The organism is Emticicia soli (genome assembly GCF_037860775.1).
GTDB classification, from domain to species: Bacteria; Bacteroidota; Bacteroidia; order Cytophagales; family Spirosomataceae; genus Emticicia; species Emticicia soli.
This window is the reverse complement of record NZ_JBBEWC010000013.1, coordinates 14,679-31,599: the sequence shown is the minus strand read 5'-3', so window position 1 is coordinate 31,599 and position 16,921 is coordinate 14,679. Positions and strand designations below refer to the sequence as shown.

9 protein-coding genes are annotated in these 16,921 nt (G+C 38.2%); 2 read left to right on the top strand and 7 right to left on the bottom strand.

Going from position 1 to position 16,921, the window contains the following annotated elements; all coding sequences use genetic code 11:
- Window positions 1-36: 36 nt before the first annotated feature.
- The 4 genes from WAE64_RS19830 to WAE64_RS19815 all read right to left on the bottom strand — a co-directional run bounded on the left by WAE64_RS19830 (window position 37) and on the right by WAE64_RS19815 (window position 7,223).
- Window positions 37-1,317 carry a metal-dependent hydrolase family protein gene (locus WAE64_RS19830; RefSeq protein WP_340239456.1) on the bottom strand — a complete coding sequence of 427 codons (1,281 nt, stop codon included), beginning with the start codon at window positions 1,315-1,317 and terminating at the stop codon, window positions 37-39.
- Window positions 1,318-1,548: 231 nt separating this feature from the next.
- Window positions 1,549-2,004: a DUF4920 domain-containing protein gene (locus WAE64_RS19825; protein WP_340239454.1), complete on the bottom strand. Its 456-nt coding sequence runs from the start codon at window positions 2,002-2,004 to the stop codon at window positions 1,549-1,551.
- Between the two features lie 128 nt (window positions 2,005-2,132).
- Window positions 2,133-5,675, bottom strand: a complete 3,543-nt coding sequence (locus WAE64_RS19820; RefSeq protein ID WP_340239452.1) for a DUF7948 domain-containing protein — start codon at window positions 5,673-5,675, stop codon at window positions 2,133-2,135.
- Between the two features lie 171 nt (window positions 5,676-5,846).
- Complete coding sequence (locus WAE64_RS19815; RefSeq protein ID WP_340239450.1) at window positions 5,847-7,223, bottom strand: ATP-binding protein; 1,377 nt, start codon at window positions 7,221-7,223, stop codon at window positions 5,847-5,849.
- 90 nt (window positions 7,224-7,313) lie between these two features.
- On the opposite strand from WAE64_RS19815, the gene WAE64_RS19810 reads away from it, so the two are divergent.
- Both WAE64_RS19810 and WAE64_RS19805 read left to right on the top strand, forming a co-directional pair.
- Window positions 7,314-8,147, top strand: coding sequence for an MBL fold metallo-hydrolase (locus WAE64_RS19810; protein ID WP_340239448.1), 834 nt, complete (start codon window positions 7,314-7,316; stop codon window positions 8,145-8,147).
- 53 nt (window positions 8,148-8,200) lie between these two features.
- Entirely contained in the window at window positions 8,201-8,959 is a 759-nt protein-coding gene (locus tag WAE64_RS19805) for a patatin-like phospholipase family protein (RefSeq protein ID WP_340239446.1), read from the top strand.
- 103 nt (window positions 8,960-9,062) lie between these two features.
- On the opposite strand, the gene WAE64_RS19800 is transcribed toward WAE64_RS19805, so the two are convergent.
- From WAE64_RS19800 to WAE64_RS19790, 3 genes are read right to left on the bottom strand one after another with little or no spacing between them, the layout of a single operon-like run.
- On the bottom strand, window positions 9,063-9,863 hold the full coding sequence (locus WAE64_RS19800; protein WP_340239444.1) for a hypothetical protein: 801 nt from the start codon (window positions 9,861-9,863) through the stop codon (window positions 9,063-9,065).
- A gap of 49 nt (window positions 9,864-9,912) precedes the next feature.
- On the bottom strand, window positions 9,913-10,491 hold the full coding sequence (locus WAE64_RS19795; RefSeq protein WP_340239443.1) for a toxin-antitoxin system YwqK family antitoxin: 579 nt from the start codon (window positions 10,489-10,491) through the stop codon (window positions 9,913-9,915).
- Entirely contained in the window at window positions 10,436-16,381 is a 5,946-nt protein-coding gene (locus WAE64_RS19790; protein WP_340239441.1) for a hypothetical protein, read from the bottom strand. The genes WAE64_RS19795 and WAE64_RS19790 overlap by 56 nt, the downstream gene beginning before the upstream one ends.
- Window positions 16,382-16,921: the final 540 nt, after the last annotated feature.

Sequence of the window (16,921 nt, the reverse complement as noted above, 5' to 3'; positions counted from 1 at the left end):
ATTCAGCGCCGGGTCTTTTTGTTATATCTTTCTGAATTATTTTTCTTTATAGATTTTACCTTCTTTCATTACAAGCGCTACGTTCATCATCACTTTGGCATCTTTCAGCGGGTCGCCTTCTACGGCTACTATATCGGCTAGTTTTCCTTTTTCTACTGAGCCAAGCTCTGACTTCATTCCCAGAATTTCGGCGTTCACAATAGTAGCTGCTTTAATAACCTCCATCATTGGCATGCCGCCTTCTACCATGTACTGAAACTCTCTGGCATTATACCCGTGTGGAAAAACGCCAGCATCAGTTCCGAAAGCGATTTTCACCCCTGCTTTATATGATTTGGCAAAGGTTTCAGCAATTTGTTTAGAAGTTTCAATGGCTTTTGGCACAACCAATGGGTGGTAATACCCCGGTACTTTTGCTGAATCACCTACGGTTTTTCCGGCAATGATGGTTGGCACATGGTAAGCACCATGTTTTTTGAATAAAGCTATGGCTTCATCGTCCATAAACGAACCATGCTCAATGGTAGTTACGCCAGCCTTAATGGCACGCTTCATCCCCTCGGCACCGTGTGCGTGAGCAGCCACATGAAAACCATAATCTTTGGCTGTTGACACAATAGCCGAGATTTCGTCTTCGGTAAACTGTGGACCTTTACCATTTTTAGCAATACTCAATACACCACCTGTGGCCGTAATCTTGATACAGTCTGAACCGTCTTTGTAGCGTTGGCGCACAGCCTGACGGCCTTCTTCGGGGCTATCTACTACGCCATTGGTTACGTAATCGGGTACCGAATAAGTATTACTGAAACCATTGGTAGGGTCGCCGTGGCCTCCGGTTGTAGCAATTGTACGGCCCGCTGTAAAGATTCTTGGCCCAACAACCAAACCTTTGTTTATGGCATTGCGTAGAGAAATATTAACCCCGCTACCCCCTAAATCACGCACGCTTGTAAAGCCTGCCATTAGGGTTGTGTTGGCATGTTTTTGTGCTTCAAAGGCTATATCAGCCATATTGTTGCTAATGCGTTTCAGGTATTGGTCTTTGCTGGTTTCGCTTTCAATATGCACGTGCATGTCAATCCACCCCGGCATTACGGTACGGCTTTTCATGTCCACCACATTATCGTTTGCTTGGGCTGGCGTATAACCATTTTGTACATCGGCAATACGGTTTTTCTCTACAATAATCGTTACCTGCGACTTAGGCGTGTTGCTGATACCATCTATGAGTGTACCGCAATGAATAAGTGTTCGTTGTGAAAAAGCTGAAGAAGACACCCCTACCAAAAGGGCCAACAAGTAGTTTTTGTTCATAGATGAATGAGTTTAGGTTTTGTGTAAAGATAAATAAAAAAGAGCCTGTGTTAAAAGTTTTTTACACCAAATAATATTTGGAAACAACCCCTCCCTAACCCTCCCCAACAATAGGGAAGGAATAAAAAGCCCCTCTGCCCACAGTTGGGGAGAGGGGTTGGGGTGTGGGGTCAAAGCCTTGCCAAATAATATTTTGCGCAATTTTCTACTAAAACAGCCTTCAGACTTTTATCAGTTCTTTGGCACCAATACACCGTTGGCTACAAAAGTAAGTTCGGTTTTTGGCTCTGTAATTTTAGCTACTTCTTCTTTGGTTTTGCCTGCATCTTCGGCATAGTGGCGAAGCTCATCTACCGATGTAGTTTTGGTTTTAGCATTGCCTTCAAATACCACTGTTTGGCCTGCTATATCTTTTGGCACAAAGAAACCGTAATCTTTAAAAGTAACACGCATGGTTTCACCATTGTCTAATTTTACTTTCATCCAACAACCTTTTACCTGGCATACAGATTCTACAACGCCAGAAACTTTACCGTCGAAAGAAGGGGTCTTTTTAGCTTTTTTGTTTAATTCAGTGGCAGCAATTGCACCGTCAGCCTCAATTTTTTCGCCGAAGCTTTCAAATTTTTGTCCGAAAGAAACATTTACTGTAATCAAAATAACGATAATCGAAATTAGTTTTTTCATTGTTTGAAGTATTAATTGATGATAAAATTGACTAAACTTTTTTAAAAGTAAACAACTGTCAATCATAGGATTTTATCAACTTATTATTGTGGTATCATATTAAACCATAAAATTAACGCAAAAATTCATTATTCTATTACTGTTACCCAGCCTTTGCAGGTTGAACCTGAGCCTGTGGTAAAAACATAATAGTAAGTACCCAAGGGCACATCTTTACCCCAATCGTCTTTATAAGTTTTCGATTCATAAACCAATTTTCCGTAACGATTGTAAATATCCATCACCACTTCACCGAATCCGGTTACAAAGTTATCATTTTTTCCGTCATTATTAGGCGTAATAACGTTAGGAACTTTCCCATCATTTTCCGGAATATTAATACTTTTTGTTACTGATAACTCACAACCTATTTTATTATAGGCTTTCAGGGTAACCTGAAAAGTTCCACTCTGGCTATATCGGTAGCTTTGCGGAATGAGCCCGTTCACGGTATCGGCATTTCCCATACTCCAGGCAAAACTATTGGCATTCTGTGTTTTATTCGTAAAACTGAGTTCGTAGGGTTTTATACAATCCTGTGTCAAGCTATAATCAAAGTCAGGCTTAAAAGATTCATCAATACTTATTTTTACATTCTTTACAGGTTTGCAGCCATCAGGATACTCACAACTAATAGTATAAATACTTGTTTGTGTAGGTGAAACAGTAATAGTAGTACCTGTTACCTCGTTTACTCCAGGCCCCGACCAAGTAAATTTAGTTGCATAACCAGTAGCCTTAAGATCTACACTCTGGCCTTTACATATTTCTACATCAGGGCTTACCAGAAAGTCAGGCTTATTGTTTTCTACCTTAATATTTACTTCTTTGCTTATTGTACAACCTTCTTTTTCGATTGATACAGTGAATTTGGTCGTACTTTTAGGTTTAGCAAGCGGATTAGCAATAGTAGCATTGTCTAAATCAGCACTTGGCGACCAAGTGTATTTTTCACCACCCGATGCCATTAATTGTACCGGAGAACCCGGGCATACCAATGTATCGCCGCTAGCCTGCGCAACAAAACCTTTTACTAGCAAAGTTTTCACCGTTGAATCGGTGGTCTTACAAGTAATTTTATTAAAAATCCTTAATTTAATAGTGTATTGGCCGGGTGTTGTGAAATCGTACGCAATGTCTTTTGTTCGGGTAATTACCGAGCCGTTTATTTCCCATTCATAGGTTTTTGCCCCTACGCTCAGGTTATTAAAGTTTATTTTGCCCGGGGCACATATCTCTGTTACAGGTCTGTTGGCGGCATTTCTAAGTTCAAAATCGGCCTTTAAGGCACCTATCTCAATTTTAAACGAAGCCATATTACAGTTGTTACTCATGTGATTGGGTTGATGGGCATTTTTAATAGGAAAGGTAGCCACCACCTCACCTGAGCGAGGCAAACAAGCACAGGCGGTATGGTAAATATAACCATGTTTATCGAATCGACAGGTTCCGCCGTCTACATGGTCTCCTGCCTCACCTGTTGAGTCGGGAGGGAAAGATGAACCAAAAAAAGTAGCATAGAGCAAGGACTTAGCGTTTTTCTCTAATATCATAAAGTAAAAATTGCTTCCTGTTGTTGTGCGCTGATAAGCGTCTTCTGTAGTCGGTAAACCTGTAGTAGTACTAAATCGATTAAGGTTCTTGTTAATACTTGAGTTTACCTTTCCACCCCAACCTGCCAGATAAATATTACCACAATCATTTACCAGAAAAGCCGTAGGCACTATTTCTATGCGCCCCCTGCCCCTGCTAGCTCCAATAACCGTAGAAAAAACAGTTTTCGACAGATTTGCATCTACACAATGGATAAACTGCCCACTGTTGGCATTACGATACACATCTGTAGAAACGGGGTAAGCACCTTGTGTAAGGCCAAAGGTATATACCTTCCCTTCGTTGTCGAGTTCTAAAAAGAAATTGGCATCGGCTGCCGCAGTACCCATGTAAGTCAATTGTTCAAGCGCACCGGCTGCGCTGAACTTGGCAATAAAACCATCGCCACTCCCGCCATATTTTTCGGTATATGCCCCTGATTTAGTTGGCAAGTCGGCACTGAATGTCTGCCCACAAACATATACCTTTCCTTTGTCATCTACCTTTATGCCATAAGCTGCATCAAAATTTCCTCCGCCCAGATACGTACTCCACAATAATTGTGAGCCTGTAGGGCTCAGTTTACAAACTACGGCATCATATCCTTCACTTTTGCTCGCCTGAAAAGCATTTACGATAGGGAAATTGGTTGAAGCTGTAATAGAGGCGAAATAAATATTATCATCTTTATCAACCACCACTTCGCCGCGAAACTCATCTCCATAGTTTCTGATAATCAGGGCACGGGTATCGTTAAAACCATCGTTGGCACTGCCGCCTATATAAGTACTACCTACCAGACTTCGGCCATCGGCACTTAAGATAGCCACAAAAATATCACTCCCACGAGAAAAGCCCATGCCTGTAAAACTAGGGTCAGCACCATTTATACTGCTCGAACCAGTAATACCAAAAAGGCTTCCGCCTGCATGGTTACGCTGATACGAGTTTGCATTTGTCGGAAAATCACTCGACGCTGTTGTGCCAAATACAACTAATTCACCTTTAGAGTTTGCCACAAGGCTATGCGGCACATCGGTAGCATTTCCCCCTAAAAAAGTAGCATAAATTAATCGGGATCCATCAGCACTATATTTCATGATAACCGCATCGGTAATAGCATAGGGCTGATTTTGCGAACTAGTTTGATTATTCTCATCGCCAGTAATATCAAAAGCACCATTCGTAACCGGAAACTCACCGCCAAAGACCGAACCGCCTGCAAACAGATTGCCCTCGGCATCGTAAGTAGCTGTTTGTGCCCAGTTGTCAGACCGTGAGCCGGAATAAGTAGAAAAAACAAGTTCGGGGTCTATTGTGAGTGTTTGAGAAGCATCATATTTATCAGGAAATTCAAATTGCACTTCATTATTCCGAAGCCTGAATCCTGACTTTATGTCTACCGTTTTACCGCCTATTATCTGAAACGAATAAGGCTCAAATTCGGTGGCAGTATTAACAGAAGTTCTGAAACTGAGTTTTTTATTATCTAGCCTAAGTTCGTCTAAGCCTTCATATTTCATTCTTATTTTCGATACATCAGCCTTTGGTTTAGCTATGTATTCATATTTAAGCGACTGGTCGAAACTGTATAGTTTAAAATCAATGTCGGGGTAAATATCTTTCAGGTAAATCTCGTCGTAGGCGGCTACATCGCCTCGCCATTTGCTTGGGTCGTTACCAATAAAATAGTTGTAAGTGGCCGAACTTCTGGCACTGGTTTCGATTTTAGGAGATAAATTAGCCTCCTGAAAAGTCATCTCAAACGCATGGCCTTTGATTGGGCCTTGTGTTTTTCGTGCGCCATTTTCATCTGCCAGACCACCTCCATGCAATGCTTTCAGGGCTTTGGTGTCAAAAAAAACGTATTGTACACCTGTGCGCCTCACCAGAAGATAGCCACCGGGAATATCAGCCTTAAAAAGTATGGAAGCCTCCCACTGGCCTTCGTTGCGGATAAACTTAACTGAAGGGTTGGGTGCTGCTTTTGCAACAAGAACTGTGATACTGAAGAAACAAAAAAAGTAAATATATCTCATGCTAATCTGTTTTATAGAGTAGGTTCAAATATCCTTATTTTGAGCAGTTATTTTTAGTACAGCGATTTACTGATATAACGTAACAAGACAAAGTGCTGTTGTAAAACAAACTTTATCTTTATTTAAAAACAAGCTAATAATCAATTACTTATCATTACAACCTTCCTAATTCTACAAATGTGGCAATGTTACCTCAAACACACTGCCTTTGCCAACTTCGCTTTGCACTTCAATTTTGCCTTGATGAATATCTATTATTCGGCGGCAAACCGATAGACCAATGCCATGCCCACGATACGTTGAGGCATTTTGTGTACGATAAAACGGCTCAAAAATCTTGGTCAATTCACTTTCGGGAATCCCGATTCCATTGTCTTTTACGGCCACAATACACTGTGTTTCGTTAAAGCGTATTTTTACTTCTGCCTCATGGTCTATAGAGTACTTACAGGCGTTATCGAGCAAATTTGTAAATACAGTGAGCAATAAGGCTTCATTACCATTTACAGTTACCCATTCGTCGTCGTCAGGTATGTCGTCAAAATCTACTGCAATTTTGTAGTCGGCATTCAGCCCCAGAATTTCTTCTTGTGCCTTAAACAATATCTCGTCAATACGGGTAGGCTTTAGAGCCATGCTATTCTCTCGATTTTCTGATTTTGCCAATTGCAATAAACCATTCGTAAGCTGAATCAACCTTTGTGTATCTGCCAGTAAAGATTTAAGTACGCTTTTATATTCATCGGCCGTCCGTTCATTTTCCAACGCTATCTGAATCTCCGATTTAAGGGCGGCTAATGGTGTGCGTAGTTCGTGCGAAGCATTAGAAACAAAGCTTTTCTGGAGTTCAAACGAGGTTTCCAGTCGCTCAAGCATCAGGTTGAAATTATTTGCCAGTTTTGCTATTTCATCTTTATTATTACCTACATTCAGCTTTTGTTTCAGGTTATAGGCTGTTATGTGAGTAACTTCGTTGTTGATTTCGGTAATAGGTTTAAGCGACTGTCCGGCAAAAATTATTCCCAGAATAATCGTTAGTGTAATGCCAATCACAAAACTGATAATGAGGGTATCACGAATATTCTGTAGTTTTTCCCTACCATAAATATCGGTGGCTTCGGCTATTACTACATAAGATTTACCGTTTTCGTCTGTATACAAAGAACCCATTGCCTGATTATTCCAATCGCTGGTTTCTATATACCTTTTTTGTCGAACCAGTTTCAGAAAAGCGGGCCTGTAAAAGATAGAATCGGCCTCGTAGCTGGCATAAACAAGCTCGTCTTTATCGTTAAACATCAACACCTTTTCAACATTAAGTTTGCCGAGGATAGACTTGTTGGCATCACGGAGTTTTTTCTTGTCTTTTTCTGTAATTTTTAGCTCTTTCAGCAGTTGAGCCGTCAGGATTCCCCTGTCATAGAGGCGATTGTAAAACTCTTGTTTTCTGAAATTTTCTGAAGTATAGTACACAGCCAACGAGAAAATAGTAAGAATGCAAGCGATTATTATCGTAAATTGTATTGCTATCTTGGTACGTATTTGCATATTTGGGCTTTTATTTGGGTCTTTATCATAAGCCTGACCTTCTTACAATAGAGTTCTCTTTTCTAATTCAACCGAAATTTACTAAAGAATATGCAAATTCATGTAATTGACGCAGGAGATTTCAAATTAGACGGTGGTGCCATGTTTGGCGTAGTACCCAAAACACTCTGGAATAAACAAATACCTGCCGATGAAAATAATTTGTGTAGCTGGAAAATGCGCTGCCTGCTGGTAAACACAGGCCAACAACTCATACTGATTGATAGCGGCATGGGCGACAAGCAGGATGCCAAGTGGCAGGGGTATTATTTCAGGCATGGCGATGGCGACTTAATTGAATCAATAAAAAAAGCGGGCTACTCGCCTACCGAAATCACCGATGTGCTTTGTACGCACCTGCACTTTGACCACTGTGGCGGAAGTGTAAAATGGAACACAGCCAAAGACCGACTGGAGTTGACATTCCCTAATGCGAAGTATTGGACGCACTCGGCACATTGGGAGTCGGCCACGAAGCCAAACCCACGCGAGAAAGCCACATTTCTGAAAGAGAACATCTTGCCTATGCAAGAAACAGGTGCTTTGCACTTTACAGACAAAGAAACAAAAACTTTTGGCGACGATATAGCGTTATTATATGCTGATGGGCATACCGAAAAGATGATTATGCCTAAAATAAAACACGGAGAAAAAACGTATTTATTCATTGCTGACACTATTCCGTCTCATGCCCATGTGCATGTTCCTTATGTGATGGGTTACGATATACGCCCCTTGCAAACCATGAGCGAAAAAGAACAATTGTTGAAACAGATTACAGACAATAACTGGACTGTGATTTTCGACCATGACCCCTTGCATGATGCAGCCCATATTCAACTGACAGAAAAGGGTTATCGGGTAGCCGATTTGTTTAATTTGTAAATGGCGTAGGCGTAAGAGTGGGCATAATTGTTTTCAAATAAAATTTATGATTAATGAAAATAGGATTAGCACTTTCGGGAGGCGGTAGCCGGGGCTTTGCGCATTTGGGCGTTATTAAAGCACTTAATGAATTAGGCATAAAGCCAACCATGATTACAGGCACAAGCGCAGGCTCAATAGTAGGCGCTATGGTAGCCGCCGGCTATTCGCCCGAGTTTATTTTTGATGCCATTGCTTCCGCCGGAATTTTCAGTCATTTAAAATTTGCTTTCAATAGATTTGGCCTTTTCAAACTCGAAAAAGCAGAAGACTTGTTCTTGAAATACCTGCCACATAATTCTTTCGAACAACTCAAAATGCCTCTTACTATTTGCGCCACAGACCTCGAACAAGGCGAAGCCGTTTATTTTAATGAAGGTGAACTGATAAAGCCTATTCTGGCATCTTGCTGCTTGCCGGGTATATTTGAGCCAATCCGTTTTCAGGGCAGAACACTCATTGACGGTGGCGTGATTGATAACCTGCCGATTGGCCCCCTAGAGCAATGCTGTGATTTTATTATCGGAGTAAATGTAATGCCTGTCAATAACAGCATGGCTATTAACTCGGTAAAAGATGTGTTGATGAAGAGCTTATTTCTGGCAATCAGAAACAATTCTGGCGAAAAACTAAAACGCTGCGATTTAGCCATTGAGCCCGCAGAAATTTACCGATACGATGGACTAAACACATCAAAAGCCAAAGAAATGTTTCAGCTAGGGTATGAAAGTACCTTGAGAGAAGCCGAAGGGAAACTTTCGCAGGTGTTGTGATTTTGGTATTAATTTGAGTAATTTTAGAGACGTTAATTGGACAAATAAAAAGAGGTTTGTATCCGTATAAGATACAAACCTCTTTTATTTTCAAGCATACAAATCAATAATATTCTAATTTTAGCTCTGCTACGACTGCATCATCTACAAGGCTTTTTTGTAAAACCAGACGATTATCTCTATTGTATTCGTACTCATATTTCACACGTGTACCTTCAAATAGCTTTTGTTGAAAAGTAATCAAATTCTGGCTGATTTGCTCAGGTAAGTAGACTGGCATTTTAATTTGCTCTCTAAATACCTTACCCAAATTATTTGGATTACTACCGTAGATAAAATCCGTTTCTTCATAACCCATCACACCTCGCTCTTCTATTGCTGATACATTTCCGCCTTTCCATTTATAGGATATGCTTTGCAAAGGGCTTGGCCACTCGTTTTGGATTTGACTACGAGTATATTTGATAAGGTGCTTGTCTTTATCATACCCAAACTCTTCAACAATTTTCTGATCTGAATATTCCTCCACAGTGCGTATTAAAAGTTTATTAGAATCGTATTCGTATTGCCTTGAGCCTTGTGATTTAACACCTTTAATAGTACGCTCAATACTAACTTTAATTAAGGTACTATCTGCATCTCTAGTAAAAGTCTCCTTTATGACAGATTGAGCGAGAGAGTCAGATATGATTACTCCTACAAGCTCTTTGCCCTCTTCATTGTAACTTAGTTGAGTTACAATCTTATTACCTTGAGAGGTAAATTGACTGACTTTCTTTAGCTTACCCTTGAGTTCTGCTGGTGTTGCTATACTACCTTTACTCGCCAATTCGACATAGTCGTTACAGGAGCATAAAGTATTAAATGAAAAGAGAGTTAATAGTAATATTGATATTTTTTGCATGATACTTTTAAATTTATAACCCTACTATCGATTAGGTTATATAGATAATTTAATCCCAATTTTTTTTTGATTTCTCAATTGCTTCTAAAATTTTATCACCATTCATTAGTACTGGTTCCAGATGATTATCGATAAGGGTATCATTCTTATTTCCGTCTTCTCCATAATCAATTTTTCTACTTAAACGGCAATCACATTCAGGATAAAACTCCCATACATTAACAGGTTTTCCGTGTTTGTAGTAACCTTTTATATTAATACATGTGGTATCACAACGATAAAGGACATACTCACCATGGTAAGTGCTATCAAGATAGTTTGTTATATGAGTGAGTTTACCATTTAAGTTATAAAACATACTGGGGCCATTTAAAATATTATTTTTATAAGATTTAATGAATCCAATTGTTCCATTTTCGTAATATTCAAGCCACAAACCATTTTTTTCTCCATCTATTAAAACACCTCTTGGCTTTCTTTCTCCATTCTTAAGTATTTGCCATTGTATCTCTATTTTTCGAGGTTTTTCATTGCAAGATATATTTAACACTAAAAATAAGATACTAATATATTTAATTACATGGAGAGGTAGGGTTATCTTTGTCTTTTGAATGTGTATTTTTATCATCTGTATATGCTTGAGCATGTTTTTTACTATTTGTTAGTACATCTAACTGAGAGATAATATTATTTAATTTGGTAATTTCTCCTCTAGCGAGTTTTCTATGGTCAGGATCTGCACTGTCTTTAATACAGTTTAATAATGCTGTATAATTTGTACTATTTACAGCTAGAGGATAAGCTCTAGCTAATCGATCTAAATCTTCTTGAACATGAGCAAAAAATTCATGAGCCATAGTTGCAGTAACATATTCTAACGTTTTATATTTGGGGTTAGCGTCTAAAGTTTCATCCATTGGACGTAAATTCACCTCTGCAAGTACCGCTGTTTTTACATCATATCCTAAATTACTACCAATTTGAAATCGTTGTACCCCAGGAGGATATTCTAGCATATATGTTGCCCCAAGGCGAACACCACCTAATTTTGGAGAACCAAGAATTAGATAAACATTTTTATGAATCCCTGTTGGCTTAAATTGATTGATGAAATTTGCACCTTCTTGCGTTTTTAAAATATTAGCAAATGCTTTCATAGCAACAGTATTCTTTTTGAATTCTTCAAAAAGTGTTACCCGTGGCGTTGCTGCTAAGGTAGAGTAAATCTCTTTTAATCCGAAGTCTTTCTCTATTGAAATTGTAAAACCATTCCTGTTAAAAGTTAATTTAGCTTCATTATTTTCAGTTTCAGGTTTGAATATAATTTCCACCCCATCAGAATTAATTATTGTTTGTGGATTATTTATATTGCCACCTAAACCAGTCCATAAATTTTGTAAATCTACTTCACTCATATAAATATTGTTCTCATACAATAATAAAGTTTTAGATACATCTTTACCTTGTGTTTGTAAAATATTAACTATATTGTTTGCTAAGTTTTGACCTGAGGTACTTGCGAGCGTTTTTGATATAGTAGACAAAGCGTAAAAAGAGTTAACAATATTGTCAACATTATTTAAAATCGCATTTCTAATAACATTCGGATTTCCAGTTTGAAGAGGGCCAAAACTATTTATTAAACTATACGCAACACTTTGATAATCTGAGTTTCTGAATGCATTAACGACTAAAGGAGTAATATTATTAAAATTGATACTACTAGCATCATTAGGCAATGACTTTCTAAGTGCAGTCTGAATTAGATTTAATAGTAAACTAAATTCACTGTCAGAAAATTCATTAAGATTTGGATATCTATTGCCGACTTCACTTAGTATTTTTGTTATACCATTTACATATTGATTAAGAGCTGTATTATTAAAATCATAGTCATCTTTTAAAATAGTAGGAGTATATGGGGAGTAATTACTAAAGGAGCCACCTCCACCTCTAGGTTTATTCCATTCCCAAAGAGGGTCACCAGCTCCGGTTGGTGTATTATTCCATGGGCTTTCAGGAGGATTAGGGTTGGTATTTGTATTAGAATCATTATTTAAATGTCTTGTCGGATTATCAACACATGAAGTGGGTATAGCCAATACAAGTTTACTACCAGGCTCAACAAAATCCTCTACTCTAGTAGGATCACTACATCCGTAAGGATAATAAGCAAAGTCTTCCGAGGTGTAATCTCCTTCTTGAGTCCTAGCTATTTGTGTCCAACAAACCTTTCCCTTACAATTTCTACCCTCTGCAAACAAATTAAAATCCATTTTAACTCTGAAAATAGGGGAACCATTATGATAATACCAACCTCCTAGAAACTTTCGTTCTGTTTCTGTAAATGTTAACACAAAACCATCTAGATTATTACCATTAATCAGATTATTATTATGCGCTAGATAATATGGAGTTGGTATAATGTACAAAACTTCACTTTGTTTTGCGCCATTCGGCAATGTATACCTTAATAACTTAGACACAACAGCATTTTTTGATACAGGGTCATTTTTTATACCTAAATCATATAGAATAGCTGCTTTTTCTATTGATTTATGCAATATAGGTATAACTGTTACAGCAGTACCATCTTTAAAGTTTAGGTTTTGGGCTTTTTCCCATTGCTCTATATGAAAATTCTCTTTTATAATATAACTTATTGTCGTGCAACCTGTCGTACTTCCATTTGGTGTCACTTTCACTTTATAAATACCAGGAGTATTGACTATTAAATATTCACCAGTAGACGTAGTACCATCAGTCTTAGTCCATGTAAAGCTTGAATAAGGAATAGCCGTACCATCATTATATACAGGGCTTAATGCTAATGTTCCATATTGATTGACTTGATCTGCAACAATAGGCAAAGAATATGTTTCAGTGCCGGTTACAGGATCTGTAGCTTTTATTCTAATATCACTACACCCGCTCACCACCAAATTAGTAGTAGCAGTAACACTACACGCAACCGGCGCAGTTTTCCTCACCGTTACGGTATAAATGCCCGATTTCGCTTCTGTTAAACCTGTTATAGTAGGGTTACGGACATTGCTTGAAAAGCCTGACCCTGCAGGTCCTGTCCATGAATAAGTGATATTAGGGCCAGGTACTTCTGTCACTGCTACTTTAATTCCTGTAGCACCCATCAAAGCAGGGCCATTATTGCTGGCACGTAAGTATTCTGGGAATACAGGTTCTACAATAAAAGACTTATCTTTAAACTCTCCTATCCAGGTGCCATCTGGTTTCAAACAACGCACATAATATACCCTCGGACCACGTCTTGTTATTGAATTACCAGATACTATTTCAAATACATCACCATAGTTTTCACCAAAATTCTCAATGGCATTTCTATTATTGAGCCAATAATCAATTTTATCGTTTTTCACAAGTTGCCATTGGAATGGCCAACCTGTAGGGCAACTACCACTAAAGGCATCGACCTGAACATCCTCGTCAGAACATGCCGTATTTTTGTCAGCACTCAGACTCGGTACAATGCTACCATTTGGCAGGATAGTCGCCGCTGCATAATCTCCATTATTTGTAGGGTCACCCGTGCAACGTGCTTTGTAAGTTCCGGGGCCACTTGTGTTGAGTTGTACACCTACAACATTGCTGGTTCCTAGTTCCCAGGTTACGATACCATTCGGGCAACCAAAAGCTGTTAGTGAAACACTTTCAGTAGGCAATACTCTCGCTTTATTAGCCACAATAACCAATGCATCAGAAGAACTTGGAAATACTATTATATCCTGAAAGTCTGTGTGGTTTCCTTCATTACATCTCACTTTATAAGTGCCCGGGCCTCTGACAATCAGTGTAGTGAAAAAGTTGGCATAGTCGTAATAAATATTCCCATTCGCATCTAGTTTAGGTACTCCCCATTGTACATAATTGTTCGGGCAGTTTTCTGCCACTAACTGAAACATCTGATTTGCTGCGGCTACAGACTGTGTCGCATAAAAACGTGGCGCATCATTTGGCTTAGTTTGAATAACAATGCTTGCAATTTCACCATTAAGACCGAAACGCACACATTTTGCTTTGTAAGTACCAGGGCCAGTAGCGTATAATATATCACTGCCTCTTACCTCCGTATTGTTTGGTAGTGTCCATACTACTTCACCAGTACATCCATTGGCACGTAAAGTTACTAATTCAGTACTTGCTGCACTTGTTTTACTAGAGGTAATTGTAATACCTCCCGGGGCAGGGGCATTTATTCTGATTGAGGCCCAACTGCCATAAGATAAGTCATCAACAATACAGCGTGCTTCATATGTTCCGGGTCCATAAACAGTTTTAGATTCATTTCTGGTAGTCCAACTAGATACGCCTGCTATTTTCCATTGAATACCAGCATTACTTGGGCAATCACCATTAGCACTAAGCTGGACAGCTTCGTCATTGTTAGCCACAGTTTTATTACTTGAGATAGTAATATCTCCTGGATGTGATGGATAAACTGTAACGTTTGTCCAAGGCCCTTGATTGGTACAGCTTACACTATAATTTGCTGGGCCGGTAACTGTTCTTGAACCAGAAGTACTTGAAGGATACGGGGTAGGAGTAACGTAACTCCCATCAGGTAAACGAACTGGAATAGCCCAGTAATAAGTAGTACAACCAGTAGCGGTTAAGGTAATACTTTCATTATTATAAGCGCGTGTTTTATTAGCTGTTATAGTAGGAGTATTAGCCGGTAATTGATGGATGAAAACTGTAACCCAATCTGATGTATATGTAGCATCCCAACTATTACAACTAGCACTATAGAATCCACTCGAATTAAAAGTAAATGGATTATCAGATGTTGCTTGTAAATTATCATTTATTTTCCATTTTATATAACCATTTGTACAACCAATTGCTGTAAGTGTAACAGATTCTCCAGGAGTAATTTGTGTTTTATTAACATCAATGCGTAAAGGAGCTGTAGAAATACTAATAGCAGAAGATAAGCCACTATAGTAAGTAGAACCATTACAAGTAGTTTGGCATTTTGCATTGTAATTACCACTCTTATTTACACTTACTTGACTGCCTACAGCAGCATAATTATTGGGACCAGTCCAAAGGACTGTACCTGAACAATTATTTGCGGTAAGTGAGGCATATTCACCTGGTGTTAATGTAGATTTATCTGTTGCAACTGTTGGTGCAGCAGGAGAAGTAGATGTACTTATAATTATACTATTTGAAGTCGTTGAAGGGTTTGAACATGTCGCTTTATAAGTGCCAGCTTCACTCACAACTATACTACCCCCACCATTACCATAAGTTACATCATTTTTCTTCCAGGTAATAATACCTGCACAATTATTAGACGCTGTAATTGTGGTTGAATTACCTGGGCATAAATTAGTTGAATTAGTAGTAATGGTAAAACTTACAGGCTGGCTTACGCAATGAGCTGGAGTAGATACTCGGTCAATAGTATAAGTTATACTTTTGGTGTATATTGGCACTGCATTGCCTGGGGTAGGACAAACATTACTACCATAAATTTTAATAGTTGATGTTATTGAAGTAGTGGAGGCAAGAATAGAACTATAAAGACCAGCAAACCCTTGGCCACAGTCGGAATATTGGTTTAGAATAGTATTACCATTTTTTTGAATCATCTCCCAATTATCAGATCCCCCATTCCTGATTATTTCAGCTCTCCCTACACTATCTAACATAGTGGAAAAAGAATAATTATCCCACCTGTAGCAATTGTAATAGATGATTGATGGAGTTTCAGGAAGTTGTTCTGGATTTCGTCCAGTAGTGTGTACGGTATAGGTAAATTTAACTTTACTTAAATCAATGGCTGTAATTGCTCTGGTATTCTTTAAAGAATCTGCTGCAATAACTGTATTTATAGAAGCCATGTCTACTTCAGTAATAAGAGGACATTGTTTGGCTTTTAGAATGAAAACCTCGTTATTTAATTTTCTGAGTACTTCAAAGCAATCATCTATTGTAGGTTTAGCTAAATACCGACCCTTAATAGTATAGGTCTTGCGCGGGTTTGCAGGGTTCAGTTTATCAGATATAAAATCATAGTATGTGCCCCCGGTTTGAATAAAATCTTTAGGCAGTATTACTTTAAGCGTATATTCACGGAGTTCTTCAAACGTAAACATTAATAAAGGTGAAATATTGAGTAGTTCTGCGGTAAGCGTTAACTCAATTTCTTCTCCTACTTTTGCATATCTTTTATTTGGCATTAGTGTAAATCTTATCGGGTCATTACTGACCGTTTGCCACTCTTGCGCAGTTAAAACAGGCAAAGCACTTGTATTCTTTTTAAATACATAGGCTTTTTGATCAAATTCATACACATCGACCTTATTGAGGTACAATGGTTTGAAAGGCAGAGGCTTAAACCTCACGGGTAAAGCCTTAACAGGTGTAGGCTTTAAAATTAAAGGTGGATTATCAGTCGTCTTAGCAAAAATGTTGTAATGAAGACAAATAAACACAGCAAGATACACATAAGTGTACGAGTAGAGTTTTTTCATTTGTGGAATAAATGATTTGTGTTAGTAATACTTTTTAGTCGAATTAATTTAAATCAACCTTGTTGAAATGTAATGATTTGGAATTTTACGCGTTTCAATCACTTTGCGCTTTAAATGCAAGAGATACGTTTTTAGTCATTTTAGCATAAATGTTGTATTGAACATAAATAAACACAGCAAGATACACATAAGTGTACGAGTAGAGTTTTTTCATTTGTGGAATAAATGATTTGTGTTAGTAATACTTTTTAGTCGAATTAATTTAAATCAACCTTGTTGAAATGTAATGATTTGGAATTTTACGCGTTTCAATCACTTTGCGCTTTAAATGCAAGAGATACGTTTTTAGTCATTTTAGCATAAATGTTGTATTGAACATAAATAAACACAGCAAGATACACATAAGTGTACGAGTAGAGTTTTTTCATTCGTGGTATAAGTGCTTAGTGTTAATAATACTTTTTTAGCCAATGCTTTTGCAAAAAAAATAAAATTTTAAGTATCAGTAAAGTGTTTTGAGGAAAATATTTACCAGAACTT

Bases quoted from the DNA above. Each gene is read 5' to 3' on its own strand.
- WAE64_RS19830 (WP_340239456.1), bottom strand. From the start codon at position 1,317: ATGAACAAAAACTACTTGTTGGCCCTTTTGGTAGGGGTGTCTTCTTCA.
- WAE64_RS19825 (WP_340239454.1), bottom strand. From the start codon at position 2,004: ATGAAAAAACTAATTTCGATTATCGTTATTTTGATTACAGTAAATGTT.
- WAE64_RS19820 (WP_340239452.1), bottom strand. From the start codon at position 5,675: ATGAGATATATTTACTTTTTTTGTTTCTTCAGTATCACAGTTCTTGTT.
- WAE64_RS19815 (WP_340239450.1), bottom strand. From the start codon at position 7,223: ATGCAAATACGTACCAAGATAGCAATACAATTTACGATAATAATCGCT.
- WAE64_RS19810 (WP_340239448.1), top strand. From the start codon at position 7,314: ATGCAAATTCATGTAATTGACGCAGGAGATTTCAAATTAGACGGTGGT.
- WAE64_RS19805 (WP_340239446.1), top strand. From the start codon at position 8,201: ATGAAAATAGGATTAGCACTTTCGGGAGGCGGTAGCCGGGGCTTTGCG.
- WAE64_RS19800 (WP_340239444.1), bottom strand. From the start codon at position 9,863: ATGCAAAAAATATCAATATTACTATTAACTCTCTTTTCATTTAATACT.
- WAE64_RS19795 (WP_340239443.1), bottom strand. From the start codon at position 10,491: ATGATAAAAATACACATTCAAAAGACAAAGATAACCCTACCTCTCCAT.
- WAE64_RS19790 (WP_340239441.1), bottom strand. From the start codon at position 16,381: ATGAAAAAACTCTACTCGTACACTTATGTGTATCTTGCTGTGTTTATT.